The 17,659-nt window shown below is 46.3% G+C and carries 15 protein-coding genes; 13 read left to right on the top strand and 2 right to left on the bottom strand.

All coding sequences use genetic code 11. From position 1 onward, the window contains the following. Window positions 1-93: 93 nt before the first annotated feature. From IEX62_RS20435 to IEX62_RS20415, 5 genes are read left to right on the top strand one after another with little or no spacing between them, the layout of a single operon-like run. The gene (locus IEX62_RS20435; RefSeq protein WP_188777746.1) at window positions 94-744 is read left to right on the top strand and encodes a thiamine phosphate synthase; all 651 of its coding nucleotides are present in this window, start codon (window positions 94-96) and stop codon (window positions 742-744) included. Continuing rightward, a complete protein-coding gene (gene thiO, locus IEX62_RS20430; RefSeq protein ID WP_188777744.1) occupies window positions 741-1,937 on the top strand; it encodes a glycine oxidase ThiO in 1,197 nt (398 codons plus the stop codon). The genes IEX62_RS20435 and thiO overlap by 4 nt, the downstream gene beginning before the upstream one ends. A gap of 2 nt (window positions 1,938-1,939) precedes the next feature. After that, window positions 1,940-2,143 (top strand): sulfur carrier protein ThiS, encoded by a 204-nt coding sequence (gene thiS / locus IEX62_RS20425; RefSeq protein WP_188777842.1) that lies wholly within the window; start codon window positions 1,940-1,942, stop codon window positions 2,141-2,143. A 2-nt stretch (window positions 2,144-2,145) separates the two neighbouring features. Next, window positions 2,146-2,913 carry a thiazole synthase gene (locus tag IEX62_RS20420; protein WP_188777742.1) on the top strand — a complete coding sequence of 256 codons (768 nt, stop codon included), beginning with the start codon at window positions 2,146-2,148 and terminating at the stop codon, window positions 2,911-2,913. Between the two features lie 56 nt (window positions 2,914-2,969). Beyond that, the gene (locus IEX62_RS20415) at window positions 2,970-4,004 is read left to right on the top strand and encodes a MoeB/ThiF family adenylyltransferase (RefSeq protein ID WP_188777840.1); all 1,035 of its coding nucleotides are present in this window, start codon (window positions 2,970-2,972) and stop codon (window positions 4,002-4,004) included. 415 nt (window positions 4,005-4,419) lie between these two features. On the opposite strand, the gene IEX62_RS20410 is transcribed toward IEX62_RS20415, so the two are convergent. Both IEX62_RS20410 and IEX62_RS20405 read right to left on the bottom strand, forming a co-directional pair. Then, window positions 4,420-5,067: a thiamine diphosphokinase gene (locus IEX62_RS20410; protein WP_188777740.1), complete on the bottom strand. Its 648-nt coding sequence runs from the start codon at window positions 5,065-5,067 to the stop codon at window positions 4,420-4,422. 544 nt (window positions 5,068-5,611) lie between these two features. Next, on the bottom strand, window positions 5,612-6,346 hold the full coding sequence (locus IEX62_RS20405; RefSeq protein WP_188777738.1) for an alpha/beta hydrolase: 735 nt from the start codon (window positions 6,344-6,346) through the stop codon (window positions 5,612-5,614). A gap of 252 nt (window positions 6,347-6,598) precedes the next feature. On the opposite strand from IEX62_RS20405, the gene pdhA reads away from it, so the two are divergent. The 8 genes from pdhA to IEX62_RS20365 all read left to right on the top strand — a co-directional run bounded on the left by pdhA (window position 6,599) and on the right by IEX62_RS20365 (window position 17,034). Continuing rightward, complete coding sequence (gene pdhA, locus IEX62_RS20400) at window positions 6,599-7,666, top strand: pyruvate dehydrogenase (acetyl-transferring) E1 component subunit alpha (RefSeq protein WP_188777737.1); 1,068 nt, start codon at window positions 6,599-6,601, stop codon at window positions 7,664-7,666. 110 nt (window positions 7,667-7,776) lie between these two features. Further along, the gene (locus IEX62_RS20395; protein WP_188777735.1) at window positions 7,777-8,754 is read left to right on the top strand and encodes an alpha-ketoacid dehydrogenase subunit beta; all 978 of its coding nucleotides are present in this window, start codon (window positions 7,777-7,779) and stop codon (window positions 8,752-8,754) included. Between the two features lie 274 nt (window positions 8,755-9,028). Beyond that, the gene (locus IEX62_RS20390) at window positions 9,029-10,384 is read left to right on the top strand and encodes a dihydrolipoamide acetyltransferase family protein (RefSeq protein WP_188777734.1); all 1,356 of its coding nucleotides are present in this window, start codon (window positions 9,029-9,031) and stop codon (window positions 10,382-10,384) included. Window positions 10,385-10,388: 4 nt separating this feature from the next. Then, window positions 10,389-11,813 carry a dihydrolipoyl dehydrogenase gene (lpdA, locus tag IEX62_RS20385; protein WP_188777732.1) on the top strand — a complete coding sequence of 475 codons (1,425 nt, stop codon included), beginning with the start codon at window positions 10,389-10,391 and terminating at the stop codon, window positions 11,811-11,813. Between the two features lie 556 nt (window positions 11,814-12,369). Beyond that, the gene (gene rpmG, locus IEX62_RS20380; protein ID WP_082472246.1) at window positions 12,370-12,519 is read left to right on the top strand and encodes a 50S ribosomal protein L33; all 150 of its coding nucleotides are present in this window, start codon (window positions 12,370-12,372) and stop codon (window positions 12,517-12,519) included. Between the two features lie 401 nt (window positions 12,520-12,920). Then, entirely contained in the window at window positions 12,921-13,715 is a 795-nt protein-coding gene (gene thyA / locus IEX62_RS20375) for a thymidylate synthase (protein ID WP_188777730.1), read from the top strand. A gap of 839 nt (window positions 13,716-14,554) precedes the next feature. Continuing rightward, window positions 14,555-15,043: a dihydrofolate reductase gene (locus IEX62_RS20370; RefSeq protein WP_188777728.1), complete on the top strand. Its 489-nt coding sequence runs from the start codon at window positions 14,555-14,557 to the stop codon at window positions 15,041-15,043. 503 nt (window positions 15,044-15,546) lie between these two features. Continuing rightward, window positions 15,547-17,034 carry a glutamate synthase subunit beta gene (locus IEX62_RS20365; protein WP_188777726.1) on the top strand — a complete coding sequence of 496 codons (1,488 nt, stop codon included), beginning with the start codon at window positions 15,547-15,549 and terminating at the stop codon, window positions 17,032-17,034. Window positions 17,035-17,659: the final 625 nt, after the last annotated feature.

Raw genomic sequence — 17,659 nt, 5'->3', positions numbered from 1 at the left:
TAGCCCAGTACATGACCTTTCGTACATGATCTTGAGCAGGTACATCCTGTGTGAGGGTTCATACAGACGTAGTAGAGGGGGCATAGTACGCTGATGGAAATACATGTGATCACACCAGAGCAGCTGCATCGTCAGCGTCTGATCGACGTTGCCAGCTGCGTTTATCCCTATGTGAATGCTATTCATATTCGTCAGAAGAGCTGGTCTTCGCAGGAGATGAAGCGATTTACTCATCAATTGCTGGAGCAGGGAATACCAGCGTCTAAGCTGGTACTGAATGGGCATCCTCTGCTGGCACTGGACATGCAGCTTGGTGGTATTCATTTACCAGAACAGGTACAGCTAGCTGAATCTGCTTCTGAACACGAGTGTACGAGAATCCGTTCGTCATTACGTGTGGGGCGATCGGTTCATAGCATGGATAGTGGGAAACGGGCAGAGCAGGAAGGCTGCGATTATGTGTTTTTTGGTCATGTGTATGCGACAAGCTCCAAGCCTGGTATTCCTCCGCGTGGGCTTGTAGCAGTGAAGGAGTTGTGTAACACGCTGCACATCCCTGTTATTGCAATTGGAGGCATTCAGCCGCAGCATGTGCGCGAATTACATGCAATGGGTGTAGCAGGTATCGCTGTGATGTCTGGTATTTTCGAGGCAGAGCAGCCCGAGCGCCAGCTTGAGCGTTATCAAAAAGAGCTTACTAAGGCGGAAGCAACTAAAATCCAAATAGGAAGTGACCCAGAATGAGAAGTAATGGTCATTACGATGTGATCGTAGTTGGCGGTGGAGCAATCGGTGCAAGCATTGCATATGAACTGGTGCAAAAGGGTATGCGTGTAGCATTGATTGAAAAGCATCAGCCTGCGTCCGGTGCATCCGGTGCAGCAGGAGGAATGCTGGCAGCCAGCTCCGAGCATTTTGCTGCACCAGAGCTGTATGAGCTTGCTCTTCAAAGTCGAGCATTGTATTCACAGCTAAGCGAACAGCTGCATGAGCTGACAGGTATAAATATCGGCTTACGCACGGAAGGGTTTCTACTACCTATTCATCATCAGCAGGATATGGATTGGGAAAGCCGTCAGCGCCGCATTAGCGAAGCTCAGGCCAAGGGAATGGAATGGTGGGATAACGAGCGTTTAGCGACAGAAGAACCGAATGTGCGCGCTGAGGATGGTATGCTATACAATCCTGCCGAGCCACAGCTTGTTCCTTCCTTGTTGACTGAAGCTTATGTGGCGGCATTTATTCGATTGGGAGGTACACTTCATAGCGATCAAGAGGTGATTCGTCTGTTACGTGAGCCTAATGGTCGCGGCCTTGTCCATGGTGTAATTACAGAGCATGGCATTCTGTATGCAGATCAGGTAGTGCTTGCTTCTGGTCTGGGCACATCGCGCTTACTGGCTGCTGAAGGATTACGATTGCCCTTTTTGCCTGTAAAAGGGGAATTGATGGAGATTCGCACGCCGATACCTTGGCTGCATCATACGATTTATAGCGATACCATTTATATCATACCGAAGCATCCTCATCGTATATGGGTGGGAGCGACAAGTAAGCCCGGACAGCATAGCACAATTGTTGAGGCAGGTGCCGTTGTCGAGCTATTAATGAGGGCACAGCGCTATGTTCCGATTCTGACAAAAGGCGAGCTGGTACGCTGCTGGGCAGGGATTCGCCCGGGTACACCGGATGAGCTTCCTTATATTGGTCCCGTGCGAGAGCTGCAAGGGCTTTGGGTTGCAGCCGGACATTATCGCAATGGCATTTTGCTATCAGCTGGAACGGCCAAGCTCATGACAGAAGCGATCACAACAGGGAAAGATACGTTCATCCCGCATGCTTTCCGTCCTGAACGAGCATTATATCAACTATCCTCTGCATCGAATAGATATCAGCGTGGAGGTATAGCAACAGGTCATAACGTAAGGGAGTCCTGATGATGAGGCTAATTATTAATGGAGATGAACGCTTATTCCCTACACCCGTGCAAACCGTAGATGAATTGTTAAACGAGCTGAAGCTAGCGAATAAAATGGTCATTGTTGAGCATAACGAACACATTTTGCAAAAGCATGAGCATCAGCAGACCGAGCTGCAATCGGGAGATCGGTTAGAAATTGTACATTTTGTAGGAGGTGGCTGAACATGTTAACAATAGGACAGCATCACATTGCATCACGACTGCTACTCGGTACGGGCAAATTTACCGATCTGGATGTACAGGCACGCGCCGTGGAGGCATCAGGCACAGAGGTGTTAACCTTTGCTGTACGTCGCTTGAATCTGGATCAACCGGATGAGCCTAATTTTTTGGAACGACTTGACCTGAAAAGGTATAAGCTGCTGCCGAATACAGCTGGAGCGCATACCGCAGAGGAAGCGGTGCGTATTGCACGCCTCGCCAGAGCATCTGGATTATGTGATATGATAAAGGTCGAGGTTATTGGAAATGATCAGCTTATTTTACCTGATCCATTGGAAACGTATAAAGCATGCGAGATATTGCTAGCCGATGGCTTTACGGTGCTGCCTTACATTTCCGATGATTATATGCTGGCAAAAAGGCTACAGCAGCTGGGTGTACATGCCGTCATGCCAGGTGCCTCACCGATCGGCTCAGGGCGCGGAATTTTGAATCCGTCTGCACTGGAATGGATTATTGGTGATGCAGAGGTGCCTGTTATTGTTGATGCAGGGATTCGATCTCCTGTCGATGCTGCCTACGCGATGCAGCTCGGAGCGGACGCAGTGCTGCTCAATACCGCAGTATCCGGTGCGACTGATCCGGTGCAAATGGCAACTGCAATGAAGCTCGCCGTTGAAGCTGGGCGTCTGGGCAGAGAGGCAGGCATGATTCCGATCAGGCAGTATGCGGTGGCAAGTAGCCCTACAGAAGGGATGATAACAACTTGATTCGCAACAACGATGAACAGACGGAAGCGCGTCTGTCGAATAATACAGATCCTATAATGACCGATCCGCATCGCCGATATTCACGTCAGGAATTATTTGCACCACTAGGAACGAGCGGACAGGAGCAGCTTGGACGCTCCTCTGTACTAATCGTTGGCGCAGGAGCACTTGGTTCCAGCTCGGCAGAAACGCTCGTACGTGCGGGAGTCGGTCATGTGACGATCGTAGATCGTGATTATGTAGAATGGAGTAATTTGCAGCGTCAGCAGCTGTTTAGCGAGGAGGATGCGGCAGGGCGTGTACCCAAAGCGATCGCTGCTCAGCAGCGTTTACAGCAAATTAACTCGACCGTACGTATTGATGCACATATCGCAGATGTCACCGCCGATGAGCTACAGGAGCTGATCGAGGGTGTAGATCTGATTATGGATGCAACAGACAACTTTGAGACGCGATTGCTCATTAACGATATGGCGCAAAAAAACAATATTCCATGGATCTATGGTGGTTGTGTAGGAAGCTACGGGATTACGTTTACCATCATTCCGGGTGTGACGCCATGTCTGCAATGTCTGATGGAGACAGCGCCGCTTGGTGGAGATACCTGTGATACATCGGGCATCATTCCTCCAGCTGTACAGATGGTCGTTGCTCACCAGACGACAGAAGCGATCAAGCTACTCAGTGGCAAGCAGGAGCAGCTACGCGGTACTTTGCTATCCTTTGATCTATGGCGCAACGAGCAGGTATCGATCAAAATGAACAGCGCTCGTCGGCCAGGCTGTCCGTCATGTGGACAGGAGCCAACGTATCCGCATTTGAGCCGCGATGCGCAGAGCAAGTCCGAGGTACTATGCGGTAGAGATACCGTGCAGATTCGTCCGGCACAGCGTCAGGCGCTTGATCTTCAGCAGACAGCGAGTCGATTAAAAGGGCTTGGACAGCATGAGATTACCGTCAATCCGTTTTTGCTATCGATGACATTGGAGCAGGGAAGACGGATGGTTGTTTTTGGAGATGGTCGCGTGATGGTTCACGGTACAAAGGATATAGCAGAGGCACGTACAATTTACCATCGTTATTTTGGCTAAACGTATCGATATATGGAGAGCGAAATGAATTTTATATGTTTAAAATGACCATTGCTCCTATGGAATAAAAAATTTTTGAATATAAAAAATGGCTCATTAAAAGCTATTTTGAAAAACAGTGGAAAAACCACAAAAAAACGATGTAAGCGTTATTAGGCTTACATCGTTTTTCATAGTTTTCTTGAAGTTTAAATTAAAATAAATACAAAAAGTTGATCTTCTCTTCTCTCAAGCAAATAACGAACAAAAAGGAAGATGTATAAAAGATCATACGGAATTGTAGTCAGATAATCTATACTGAATTATCAAGCTAGTAGAACAGCCAGAGCTGATTGAAATAAGGCAATAAAGCAAAATGGTCATCGTCCATCACAATACGGATACCTGTTCTAATCTGAATCCAAAGCAGCTATAGCTAATCGCGACTCTGAATAATAAGCAGCAATCCGCCTTCAATAGATACCGTACCTTGCTCTGCGGCAAGCTTATTGCTAATCCCGAGCGAATGTCCCATCCGCAGCGTTGCATTTTCAAGCGGATACTGGAACCCTGTCAGGTGAATGCCAGTAACCTCGGACGTGATCGGCAGTAGCGATACATAAGGATAGCCTTGATTTTGAATAACGGATGTGGTGGAGGTCAGCGATATGTAGTTATGCATATCCTTAATGGCGCAGCTCACCTGATGATGAAGAGCACGAATGAGTAGCTGTACATTGGCGATCGAATGATCAAATCGCGTACCCAGCGCACCGAAAATAACAATCTCATCGATATGACGTTCCATTGCCGCTTCAAAAGCAGCCTCGGTATCGGTCAGATCCTTCTCAATCGGATCATACACAACCAGTTCACCAGCTTGCTGACGAATCTGCTCCAGCTCTGTCTCCTGATCGTTCAAGGAATCAAAATCACCGATGGCCAGCTGTGGCTGTACACCATGCTGAATCAAAAATAACGCACCACGATCAGCACCAATGACCAGATCATCTTCACGAATCTCCTTTAAAAAATCAGGATGTAACTGACCGCCGGAGAAAATAAGAGCGCGTTTTGCAGCCATGAAATTCCCTTCTTTCTGTATAAAATAAGTCGGATTGTGGCATTGATCGCAGGTGCCGAACAATCGGTTCTATTCGTAACTGTAAAAGGAAATTAACAGTTGCGCAACTTTTGCTCACGCCGATACAATAGAGGATGGGAGCTGCGGGTTTCTTTTCATAAAGTATAAAAAGGCATTAACCTCAGCAAAATGATTCATCTATCTCGAATTGTAAGCGCAAACAAATGAAGAACACCGTTTGAATCCCTGTATTTAAATGTAATAAGTTATGAACAAACCATCACAGACACGTAGAAACGAATTCAACAACCCATGTTCTACTCGCCAGCTACGAGCAACATGCTATGCAGAGCAGATGGGTGATCTTGTCCATACATAACGAAGCAGAAGAGACGGAAGCAGGATAACTAATGATCCATGTGCCGTCCCATTCTGTTCGATTGTATCGACCTGATCATCCGTGCGAACTATAGCAGGTGCCAGCAGCATGCCATGGCATAGGGGGAAACGAGAAAGCGAACAGCTTACACTTATGCTGTAGTCCTTATACTTCCTGCAAAAAATACTTGATCGCGTCAGGTAGTTCCTTTTGCCAGAAGCCCCATAGATGCTTGCCATCTTTCTCGGCATAGCGAACCGTGGCGCCGCGTTCTAGCAGCAGGTCGCGTGTATCCTGGTTAAGCTTTACAAAGTCGTATACGCCGGTATCACTTTCAAAATCGGTTTCCTGCAAGCCAATGATCATGTACACATCCAGTGCAGACAGATCGGATTCGGCAGCGATGAGCTGCTGGCTTTGTTCATAATACGCACCGGACAGGCTAATAATGCGGCGGAACAGCTCTGGATAACGAAGTGCGATATGAACGGAAACACTGCCGCCAAGGGAATCGCCAGCAAGTACACGCTCGTCCGCAGAACGGCGTACCGGATACTTTTCTTCAATATAAGGAATGATCTCCTCTGCGAAGCAAGCGGTATACGCTTCAAAGCGGCTGCCGAATGGCGCGTATTCCTGGGTGCGAATTTTGGTATTTACCTCTACGCCAACAACGATGAATGGCTCGATGTTTTCATCTAGAATCAGTTGATTGGCGTACGTAGCAATACGACCAAAGTTGAAAAATTCTTCACCATCCTGGCAATAAATGACCGGATAGCTGAGCAATTCATTATAGCCGGGTGGCAGATAGATGCGAAGCGTGCGAGCTTCACCCAGATGGCGGCTTTGAATTTCCTCTTTTAAGATTGTTCGTTTCAAGTAGCGTGAATCTGTCATGGTGGTCACCTTTTTCTATCGTAATTTTTGCAATGGGTTAAACGATGCGTTAAGATGGAGTCGTGTGATTTTCACGAAATGTATTTAAATTTGATCAAACTGTTATATTATTAAACCCCACCTGTTATATATACAATAATAGCTATCACACAAGAATTTCAATGTATGCTTTGACGAACCGAGTAGAACAGGTGTATAATAATTCTATAACAGCGGAACATGATATTCAAATTTTTTATTGAGGTGAATAAAATGAGCAAGGTTCCATATGAAGTTTATACGGAAGAAGTGGAAGCACTTTCCGTTCTCTCCCCAGAAGGTAAAATTGTCAACCCTGACAAAGTACCTGATCTGACTGATGATCAATTGAAAGAAATTATGTACCGTATGGTATTTACACGTACTTGGGATGACCGTGCAGTAAACCTGGGTCGTCAAGGCCGTCTTGGTTTCTACGCACCGGTATCCGGTCAAGAAGCAACAATGGTTGGTAGTGTATACGCGCTGGAAAAAGAAGATTTCGTTTGCCCAGGTTACCGCGATATGCCGCAGCTGGTATGGCACGGCCTGCCACTGTATCAAGCATTCCTGTACTCCCGTGGACATCAAGAAGGCGGACGCATCCCTGAGGGTGTAAACGTTCTGATGCCTCAGATCATCATCGGTGCACAAATCCTGCACGCGATGGGTATCGCTATGGGTTACAAGCTGAAAAAACAAAAACAAGTTGTTATCGCTTATACCGGTGACGGTGGTTCCTCCGAGGGCGACTTCTACGAAGGTCTGAACTATGCAGGTGCTTACAAGCTGCCAGTAATCTTCTTCGTACAAAACAACGGCTATGCAATCACAACTCCATTTGCAAAACAAACAGCTGCACTGTCGATCGCTCACAAAGCGGTTTCCGCTGGTATCACTGGCGTACAAATTGACGGTATGGATGTTTTCGCGGTTATCACTGCGGTTCGTGAAGCAGCAGAGCGCGCACGTAATGGCGAAGGTGCTACATTGATCGAAGCGTTGACTTATCGTTTCCGTCCGCACTCCATGTCTGACGATACAAGTAAATATCGTACAAAAGACGAAGAGGGCATCTGGAGCGAGAAGGATCCTATCGCTCGTCTGGCAAAATACCTGGCTGAAAAAGGCCTGTGGACAGACGAAGATACAGAGCGCGTACGTGAAGAAGCAAAAGCAAAAGTAAACGAAGAGATCAAAAAAGCTGAGAAAACAGAGAAAATGACTGTGACTGGCTTGATCGACAGCATGTTCGAAACTACACCTCACGATCTGGAAGAGCAAAAAGCAGACTTCAAATAAGATCGACATGCGGCCCGCTTCTGGGCCATGAGGTTTTAGCATAGTACGAACCAGCACATCCTTGATGCGTGAACATGAACAGTGAAATGTTTAAGGAGGAAATGAAGCAAATGGCACAAATGAATATGAAAGAAGCGATTCGCGACGCAATCCGCGTCGAGATGAAAAATGACCCTAACGTGCTCATTTTTGGTGAAGACGTAGGTAAAGTCGGCGGCGTATTCCGCGCGACAGAAGGTTTGCAAGATGAGTTTGGCGAAGAGCGTGTATTCGATACACCACTGGCTGAGTCCGCAATCGGCGGTCTGGCATTCGGTCTGGGTATCCAGGGCTTCCGTCCAATCGCTGAGATCCAATTCGTTGGATTTATCTTTGAAGCATTGGATCAAATGGCGATTCAAGCAGCACGTCTGCGTTATCGCTCCGGCGGTCGCTACAATGCACCAATCGTATTCCGTACACCTTACGGTGGCGGCGTAAAAGCGGCTGAGCTGCACACAGACGATCTGTCTGGTCTGCTGGCACAAACCCCGGGTATCAAGGTTGTTATCCCTTCGAACCCTTACGATGCAAAAGGTCTGATGATCGCGGCGATCCGTGAAAACGACCCTGTATTCTTCATGGAGCATCTTAACCTGTACCATGCATTCCGTGCAGAAGTACCGGAAGAAGCTTACACAGTTGAAATCGGTAAAGCGAACGTTGTTCGTGAAGGCTCCGATGTAACGCTGATCACTTATGGTATGACTGTTCACACAGCAACCAAAGCAGCAGATCAACTGGCTGAAAAAGGCATCAATGCTGAAATTATCGATCTGCGCACTCTGAGCCCGATCGATATCGATACAATTATCACTTCCGTACAAAAAACAAACCGTGCGATCGTTGTTCAAGAAGCTCAAAAGAGCGCGGGTATCGCAGCAGAGGTTATGGCTCAAATCAACGAGAAAGCGATTCTGCATCTGGAAGCTCCGGTTCTGCGCGTTTGCCCACCGGACACTATTTATCCATTTGCTCAAATCGAGGACGCTTGGCTGCCAACACCTCAGCGCATCATCGACGCTGTAGACAAAGTAATGAACTTCTAATGAGATTTCCGGCGTTGCCGGAGCTCACGTTCATCGCTTGATGAATTAAAGGTGCAAGGAACAAAAGGCGGTTTGCAAGATGGCATCCGACTGCGACCCCTCCATCCCGGGAAGATGGTGAGCAGCGGAACTTTCTACAGGCGCCTTTTGGCTTGCCCACTGGCTGCTATACAGCCACTATACAACAAGAACTACACATATTACTTATCAACGATTGTTGAAATAAAGGCCTTTTCAGTGCTGTTCAACAATTTTAATCAGGGAGGTTTTGCAAGTGGCAAGATTCGTATATAAATTTCCAGAGCTTGGTGAAGGTCTGCACGAGGGCGAAATCATCAAGATGCACATTAAACCAGGTGACAAAGTAACAGACGACAGCATTATCATGGAAGTACAAAATGATAAAGCAGTTGTTGAGGTTCCTTGTCCAGTAGAAGGTACTGTGCTTGAAGTACTGACTGCTGATGGTCAAGTATGTCACGTAGGCGAAACTGTAGCGATCATCGATGCGACTGGCGATATTCCAGATCAAGATGAAGAGCCAGCAGAAGAGTCTGCACCAGAGCAAAAGAGCGGTCAAGAAACAGACGCAGCTAAAGGTGGAGTAGACACAACTTCTTCTCCAGCAGCTTCCAGCCCATCTGATGCAAAAGACGGTCAAGCAACTAATGCTTCGACTCCAGCTGCACCGAACAAAGATGTACTGGCTACACCAAGCGTTCGCAAATTCGCACGTGAGCAAGGCGTTGATCTGTCCCAGGTTTCTGGTACTGGCAACAACGGCAAAATCACTCGTGAAGATGTTGAATCGTTCAAACAAGGTGGAGGTCAAGCTTCTAGCGCGACAGCAGAAGTAGCAGCTGAAGAAAAAGCAGCAGCACCTGTAGCATCCGCAGCAGCGCCATCTACTACTACAACTTCCGCAGCAGGCGAAGAAGAGCGCGTACCATTCAAAGGTATCCGTAAAGTTATCGCTAACGCTATGGTTAAATCCGCATACACAGCTCCACACGTAACGATCATGGACGAAGTAGACGTTACTGAGCTGGTTGCATTCCGTACACGTATGAAGCCACTGGCTGAAAAACGCGGTACAAAAGTAACTTACCTGCCATTCATCGTAAAAGCACTCGTGTCGGCTGCTCGTCAGTTCCCGGCTCTGAACGCTTCGATCGACGAAAAAACAGAAGAAATTGTATACAAAAAACACTACGACATCGGTATTGCAACAGATACGCCTAACGGCCTGATCGTACCGGTTGTTAAAGACGCTGATCGTAAGAGCATCTTCATGATCGCTGATACAATCAACGATCTGGCTGTTCGTGGACGCGATGGCAAACTGGCTGCTAACGAGATGAGAGGCAGCACAATCTCGATCTCTAACATCGGTTCTGCTGGCGGTATGTTCTTTACTCCAATCATCAACTTCCCTGAAGTTGCGATCCTGGGTACAGGCCGCATCAGCGAAAAAGCGGTTATCAAAAACGGCGAAGTGGTAGCAGCACCAGTAATGGCACTGTCCCTGAGCTTTGACCACCGTATTATTGACGGCGCAACTGCACAACACTTTATGAACCATATCAAATCACTGCTCGCTAACCCTGAGCTGTTAACTATGGAGGTGTAATTCAATGGTAGTAGGAGATGCTTCTATCGATATTGAAACGTTAGTAATTGGTGCGGGACCTGGTGGCTATGTAGCCGCTATCCGCGCTGCGCAACTGGGTCAAAAAGTTCTGATCGTCGACAAGTCTGAGCTTGGTGGCGTATGTTTGAACCGTGGTTGTATTCCTTCCAAAGCACTGATCGCAGCTGCTCACCAGTTTGAAGCTGCACAGCACGGCGAACAATTCGGTATTACTGTAGGCGACGTACAAGTTGACTTCGGTAAAACGCAAGAGTTCAAAAATGGCGTAGTTAAAAAAATGACTGGCGGCGTAAGCGGTTTGCTGAAAGGCAACAAAGTGGAAGTATTCCATGGCGAGTGTATGTTTATCAACCAAAACGAAGCGCGTCTGTTCAACGACCATGAGTCCCCGCGCTACCGTTTCAAAAACTGCATCATTGCAACTGGCTCCCGTCCAATCGAGCTGAAAGCATTCCCATTCGGTGGTCGCATTCTGTCCTCGACAGAAGCTCTGAACCTGCCTGAGATTCCAAAATCGATGATCGTTATCGGTGGTGGATACATCGGCGCCGAGCTGAGCCAAATGTATGCTAAATTCGGTACTAAAATTACAATCATTGAAGGTCTGGATACCATCCTGCCAGGCTTCGATAAAGATATGACTACACTGGTAGCGAAAAACATGAAAAAATCCGGTGCAGAAATCTTCACAAACGCTAAAGCGGAAAGTGCTACACAAACCGACAAAGACGTTACTGTGAAATTCACTGTAGACGGTAAAGAACAAGAGCTGACAGCAGACTACCTGCTCGTTACAGTTGGTCGTCGTCCTAACACAGATGGCGAACTGGGTCTTGATCTGATCGATGTTGAGCTGACTGATCGTGGTCTGGTGAAAATCGACCATCAAGGTCGCACTAACATTCCACACATCTATGCAATCGGTGATATCGTTGAAGGTCCAGCACTGGCACACAAAGCTTCTTACGAAGCAAAAGTGGTTGCAGAAGCAATCTCTGGTATGCCTTCCGTGATCGATTACAAATGTGTACCTGCTGTAGCGTTTACTGATCCTGAATGCGCAAGCGTAGGTCTGACTGAGACTGAAGCAAAAGCAAAAGGCTACAAAGTATCCGCAGGCAAATTCCCTTACGCTGGTAACGGCCGTGCGACTTCCCTCGGTAACACTGAAGGTTTCGTAAAAATCGTTGCTGACGAAGAAACAGGTATCGTGCTGGGTAGCCAGATCGTAGGTCTGGAATCCTCCAACATGATCGCTGAAATGGGTCTGGCAATCGAAATGGGCGCTACCCTTGAAGATCTGGCACTGACTATTCACGCTCACCCAACACTGGGCGAGATCGTAATGGAAGCAGCTGAGCTGGTAATGGGTCACCCGATCCACGTTATCGCTCCACGCAAAAAGTAAGACCTTTACTCGTCTGTAAAGACGAATAGGGAAGACGTACAGACGGATATGGCTATGCCCCTGTAGGTCGCGGCAATCTTCTTATCTTCTATTGTTGCATTCAGCGGTGCAGCAATGCGAAAAAGGAAGATTGTGCGCTTCCTTACAGGTATCTTTCTCCATGTCGTAGCTTATTCGTAGATTTCATCTAATTTGGCATGGTTGTATCGGCTGTACGGATTCCTCTGGTATATGAGTTGTAGACGCATGCGCAGCATCTATAGCTATGTTGGACACTGTCATCCTAGGCAGACGAACAGCATATACCTGGCCGCCAGTGAGCTTCTGGCGGCCTTTATTTTATGTATTCTCTCGGGTGAATACATGTTCGTAAAAATCTCTTGGATTTCATCAAAATCTATGATAGAATGGACAAGGTGTTTCAAGTGATATTTACGGATAATGAACGGACTATACATTGTTTCAATAGATGATGTTGAACCTTCACCTGCTTGCAGGCTGAAGCGTATAGTTAAACGAACAATTCCTGATTACCAATGAAGTGAGGTGAATTCACATGCGCGTTATCGTTACTTTGGCATGCACAGAGACTGGCGATCGTAACTACACAACAACCAAGAACAAACGGAACCATCCGGAGCGTCTTGAGCTGAAAAAATATTGCCCACGTCTGAAAAAATACACGCTTCACCGCGAAACTCGTTAATTTTCGCTATGGTGTGTACGTAAACCCCGGTTGCAATTGTAGCCGGGGTTTTTCATTATGTTTCCAGAGGCAGTATCTATGCATATGGCGACCCAGTAAGAGCGAGTGTAATACGTATTATGAAATTTTCAAAATCGAACATCATCCGGTTGTATGGACACGTGGATATGTGTACAATGATACCAGCCTACCATTTGTACATTATGCTGCACTCATTACATATGTTTATGAGTACAAGAAAAAGCGATGATTTGTGGTCAGGTCGCTAGATTTGATCATAAGTCTGATGTCTCCATCAGATCCAATCGGTTCTACACATACATGTAACAAAGTACGAGTCATGCAGTATCCCGAGCATGACCGTACTGGATAAAGTCTACTATTTTAATGAGGTGTATATAATGAAAGCATATCTAGAGCTGTTAGAAGATATTTTGGAAAATGGAGTAGAGAAGGGGGATCGTACAGGAACAGGCACCCTATCTGTGTTTGGTCGTCAGATGCGTATTAACCTTCAGGAAGGCTTTCCACTGCTGACCACGAAGCGTCTGCATACACGTTCCATTATTCATGAACTGCTCTGGTTCCTGAGCGGAGATACGAACATCAGCTATCTGCGCGAGAATGGCGTCACGATCTGGGACGAATGGGCAGACGAAGACGGTAATCTCGGACGCGTATACGGCTCTCAGTGGCGCGACTGGCGCGGTCCAGGCGGTGAAACGATCGATCAGATCACATCGGTCATGGAGCAAATCAAGCGCAATCCAGATTCCCGCCGCCACATCGTAAATGCTTGGAATGCAGCCGAGGTCGATCATATGGCACTGCCACCATGCCACTATGCGTTTCAGTTTTATGTAGCAGACGGCAAACTGTCCTGCATGTTCCAAATGCGCTCTGTCGACACCTTCCTGGGACTGCCATTTAATCTGGCATCCTACGCTCTGCTGACCCATATGGTCGCCCAGCAATGCGATCTGGAGGTGGGCGACCTCGTCTGGACAGGCGGCGACGTACACATTTACAATAACCACCTGGAACAGGTTAAGCTCCAACTGACACGCGAGCCTTATCCGCTGCCAACATTGACCATCCAGCGTAAACCGGATTCCATCTTCGATTACAAGTTCGAAGATTTCCAATTCGAAAACTACCAGCACCACCCAACGATCAAAGCACCTATTGCTATTTAATTAAGGATAAGGTGATTGGTAATAGGGGTCTATTGTAAGCATATCCTATCAATACGATGAATGAGAATGAGCTTTAACTTTAACGGTTTTAACGGTATATTTCAGGTATCTATTAAAATGTATTCAAATAAACTCAAACATCATTCAAACACTACTAAAGAGGACACTTCCTCAACGAAGTGTCCTTTTTAGTAAACATATAAAATGTAAAGAATATACGGTTGCCTTAAATCAATCGCTAAATTGGTTGCTTTAGATTGATCGTAAAATAAATAAAAGCATTCTTAAAATGGACGGAATGACCTCACGCGGCTTTAAAATAAACTTATTTCATTTATTATGCAATGTATATCATACAAGTATCATACATGTAATTCATAATAAACGAAAAGTATCTACACACCCTCAACTAACCAGCACTAGCCCATCACCCAGCACAGAACGGAAGACAGAGAACAATGCCAAAAGACCGACCTTTAAGCCGGGATACGCCATCTTTCTCACTATTCAAAGTATCCCGGCTTAACCGGAGGTCGTTGGCATGTTCTTTGTCTGAAGTGGTTGACTCCGAGAGCACACGCAAACCTAGACTCTCCATCCTTGATACTCCCACTTTGATGTTCCCACCATCCATCGACTTAAAACAAGCTGATCAATTTTATCAATCCCCTCCTATAAAACATTTAATCACTTGCTTTTTCACGAATTATCCCTTATACACTCCACAAAAACATTCGTAAAAGATTACAAGAAGTTGATGCAGAATGATAGCTTTTAATGATATGATATAGAATAAACTTATCCGGAATATATTTCGGAAGACTGGAGGTTCAGCCACAATGACAATTACCCTCATATGGGCGCAGGACCAGAACGGCGTGATCGGCAAGGATAATGATATGCCGTGGAAGCTGCCTGCTGATATGGCTTATTTCAAACAACAGACCCAGCACAAAACCATTGTCATGGGGCGGAAAACCTGGGAGTCCTTTGGCTCCAAACCACTACCGAATCGTCGCAATATCATATTAACGCGAGATTCCAGCTTTACTGCGGAAGGTGGCGAGGTTGTGCATACACCCGAGCAAGCACTGGAGCTGGCAGGAAGCGAAGATGAGCTGATGATCATCGGTGGTTCACAAATCTATAAGCTATTTCTTGAGCATGCCGACTGTCTTCTTGTTACACAAATTGATCATCCATTCGATGGAGATACCTTTTTCCCAGAAGTGAACTGGTCTCAGTGGAAGCTAGAATCCGCTGTGCCTGGTGTACGAGATGAGAAGAATGCGTATGACTACCGATTCGAGCAATATGTGCGTGCCTAGCTGATAATTAGCTGGCTTCGCTATCATTCGCAGTATGAACTAGAATGAGACGGACGCACGACAGTGAATGGTGAAGCGGCTCGCATCAGGTATACTACAATAAATGTATATTTATTAGCAAAAATTTATATTGACTGTATAAGCGACAAAATGATATATGAATGTATGTGTAGTTGGACGAAGGGTAGCGCATCATGATCCATTTGCATAAATGTATAAAAAATAAATAGAGTAGCTGAAATCCCTTGCTATATCTCGCTTTCAAATAACAATACGATTGTAATGCGTGACTGGAATTATACAAAAAAGCTTGAAAATATCCAGATTGTTCTTGCAAGATCTTTCATGACGGTGTAATCTCTATGTAAAAAGTACAAATAATTATGCGCTTAATCCATTTTGCCAAAGTTGGTCCTGGTGCTACTCTTGAAAATAAACTTATCGGCAAGCTGATGGATAGAGAAGAATCGGCAGCGTATAGAACGGATGGGGGAAATATTAACATGTCTACACCTACTGGATTCATGGAATACAAAAGACAAATTCCTGCGGATCGTAATCCGCTTGAGCGTGTAAAAGACTGGGAAGAGTTCCACAAGCATTTATCCGAAGAAGAGCTGCGTACACAGGGTGCACGTTGTATGGATTGCGGTACGCCGTATTGTCATACAGGTATGAATATGGCAGGGTCCACCTTTGGCTGTCCGGTTCATAACCTCATTCCAGAGTGGAACAATCTGGTATACCGTGGACTTTGGAAGGAAGCGTTGGAGCGTCTGCATAAAACGAATAATTTCCCTGAGTTTACTGGTCGGATCTGTCCGGCTCCGTGTGAAGGATCTTGTACGGTGGGTCTGATTGGACAACCGGTAACGATCAAAACGATTGAAGAAGCAATTATCGAACGAGGCTTTGCTGAAGGCTGGGTTGTACCTGAGCCACCAGAAAAGCGTACAGGTCGCCGTGTAGCGGTTATCGGCTCTGGCCCGGCGGGTCTGGCATGTGCAGCACAGCTGAACAAAGCTGGACATAGTGTAACCGTATACGAGCGCTCGGATCGTGTCGGCGGGTTGCTCACATACGGCATTCCAAGCATGAAGCTGGAGAAAAATATTGTTGAGCGTCGTGTGAACCTGCTGAGAGCAGAAGGCATTGAATTTATCACCAACACAGAGATTGGTAAAGATATTCCGGCACAGCAGCTGGTGGACGAATATGATGCAGTCGTGCTTTGCGGCGGTGCAACGAAGCCGCGTGAATTCAACATTGAAGGCAGCAAGCTAAACGGCGTCGTCTACGCAATGGATTACCTGAACAGCACGATTAAAAGCTATCTTGATAGCAATCTGGAAGATGGTAACTATATGTCCTCCGAAGGCAAAAATGTCATCGTCATCGGTGGCGGGGATACAGGTTCTGACTGTGTAGCTACATCTCTACGTCATGGCTGCAAAACCGTAACCCAGTTCGGTACACACGACAAGGCTCCACTGGAACGCGATCCAATCGCTAACCCGTGGCCGCAATTCCCGAATGTGTACACACTGGATTATGCTCAGGAAGAAGCAAAAGCGATCTTCGGTAGTGATCCACGCGAGTTCTCCATCATGACAACCAAATTTGTCGGTGATGAGAACGGAAACCTGAAAGAACTGCATACGATTCAAATCCAACGTATCGTTGACGAAACAGGACGCAAAATCTATCAGCCAATCCCAGGCACCGAGCGTGTATTCCCAGCTGAGCTGGCACTGATCGCTATCGGCTTCGACGGCCCAGAGCAAACTCTTGCTCAACAGCTGGGTCTGGAAACGGACCGCTGGACAAACGTAAAAGCACGTTACGGCAAATACAACACTAACGTTGACAAAGTATTCGCCGCTGGCGACATGCGTCGTGGTCAAAGTCTGGTTGTATGGGCAATCAACGAAGGCCGCGAGGCTGCACGCGAAGTGGATAAATACCTGATGGGTGCAACGGTACTGGTATAATTTGTAGCACTTGTATGACAAACCGATCTATTTGTACCAGCATTCTAGTTTATAATCTTTCCTTAATACGTAGATGTGGATCAACAAAATAAAAATTGCTTTCACTTCATCTATACAAAGTGAAGCCGAAAAGTATTCCCAAAGACTCTATCCTATGCACATAAGCATAGATAGAGTCTTTTTTTATCTTTATTCATACAGAACCCTATTTCACACACAATCATATAGAGCTCTAAATATAGCTCTAATCATGTAGTGCTTATCCATATCTATCAGACCCCATTGCCCAATCCCCTCATTCATGCCAACTTCTATGTTACTTTAAGCACACATCGCGTCTATCTGTCTCTTCTGTATATTCCCAATTCTACCTCCTATGCTATTGCACAATAAGTATCCGCCCAAACAATAGCTTAAAATAACGAATCCCCTATCTACACGGATATTGCTCGTTTTTCATACTATGGTATATTCTATTTTCCAGCACAGATGAAGCATACCCACAGAGCGGAAGGCAAAGAACAATGCCAAAAGACCGACCTTTAAGCCGGAATACGCCTTCTTTTCCACCATTCAAGTATTCCGGCTTAACCGGAGGTCGCTGGCATGTTCTTTGCCTGGAGCG

Origin of the sequence: Paenibacillus hunanensis (genome assembly GCF_014645615.1) — a bacterium.
GTDB lineage: Bacteria > Bacillota > Bacilli > Paenibacillales > Paenibacillaceae > Saccharibacillus > Saccharibacillus hunanensis.
The sequence above is the reverse complement of the archived record's forward strand: the minus strand, read 5'-3'. Positions and strand labels throughout refer to the sequence as shown.

Bases quoted from the DNA above. Each gene is read 5' to 3' on its own strand.
- IEX62_RS20410 (WP_188777740.1), bottom strand. From the start codon at position 5,067: ATGGCTGCAAAACGCGCTCTTATTTTCTCCGGCGGTCAGTTACATCCT.
- IEX62_RS20415 (WP_188777840.1), top strand. From the start codon at position 2,970: ATGACCGATCCGCATCGCCGATATTCACGTCAGGAATTATTTGCACCA.
- thiO (WP_188777744.1), top strand. From the start codon at position 741: ATGAGAAGTAATGGTCATTACGATGTGATCGTAGTTGGCGGTGGAGCA.
- IEX62_RS20435 (WP_188777746.1), top strand. From the start codon at position 94: ATGGAAATACATGTGATCACACCAGAGCAGCTGCATCGTCAGCGTCTG.
- rpmG (WP_082472246.1), top strand. From the start codon at position 12,370: ATGCGCGTTATCGTTACTTTGGCATGCACAGAGACTGGCGATCGTAAC.
- IEX62_RS20420 (WP_188777742.1), top strand. From the start codon at position 2,146: ATGTTAACAATAGGACAGCATCACATTGCATCACGACTGCTACTCGGT.
- thiS (WP_188777842.1), top strand. From the start codon at position 1,940: ATGAGGCTAATTATTAATGGAGATGAACGCTTATTCCCTACACCCGTG.
- IEX62_RS20365 (WP_188777726.1), top strand. From the start codon at position 15,547: ATGTCTACACCTACTGGATTCATGGAATACAAAAGACAAATTCCTGCG.
- IEX62_RS20395 (WP_188777735.1), top strand. From the start codon at position 7,777: ATGGCACAAATGAATATGAAAGAAGCGATTCGCGACGCAATCCGCGTC.
- thyA (WP_188777730.1), top strand. From the start codon at position 12,921: ATGAAAGCATATCTAGAGCTGTTAGAAGATATTTTGGAAAATGGAGTA.
- pdhA (WP_188777737.1), top strand. From the start codon at position 6,599: ATGAGCAAGGTTCCATATGAAGTTTATACGGAAGAAGTGGAAGCACTT.
- IEX62_RS20370 (WP_188777728.1), top strand. From the start codon at position 14,555: ATGACAATTACCCTCATATGGGCGCAGGACCAGAACGGCGTGATCGGC.
- IEX62_RS20405 (WP_188777738.1), bottom strand. From the start codon at position 6,346: ATGACAGATTCACGCTACTTGAAACGAACAATCTTAAAAGAGGAAATT.
- lpdA (WP_188777732.1), top strand. From the start codon at position 10,389: ATGGTAGTAGGAGATGCTTCTATCGATATTGAAACGTTAGTAATTGGT.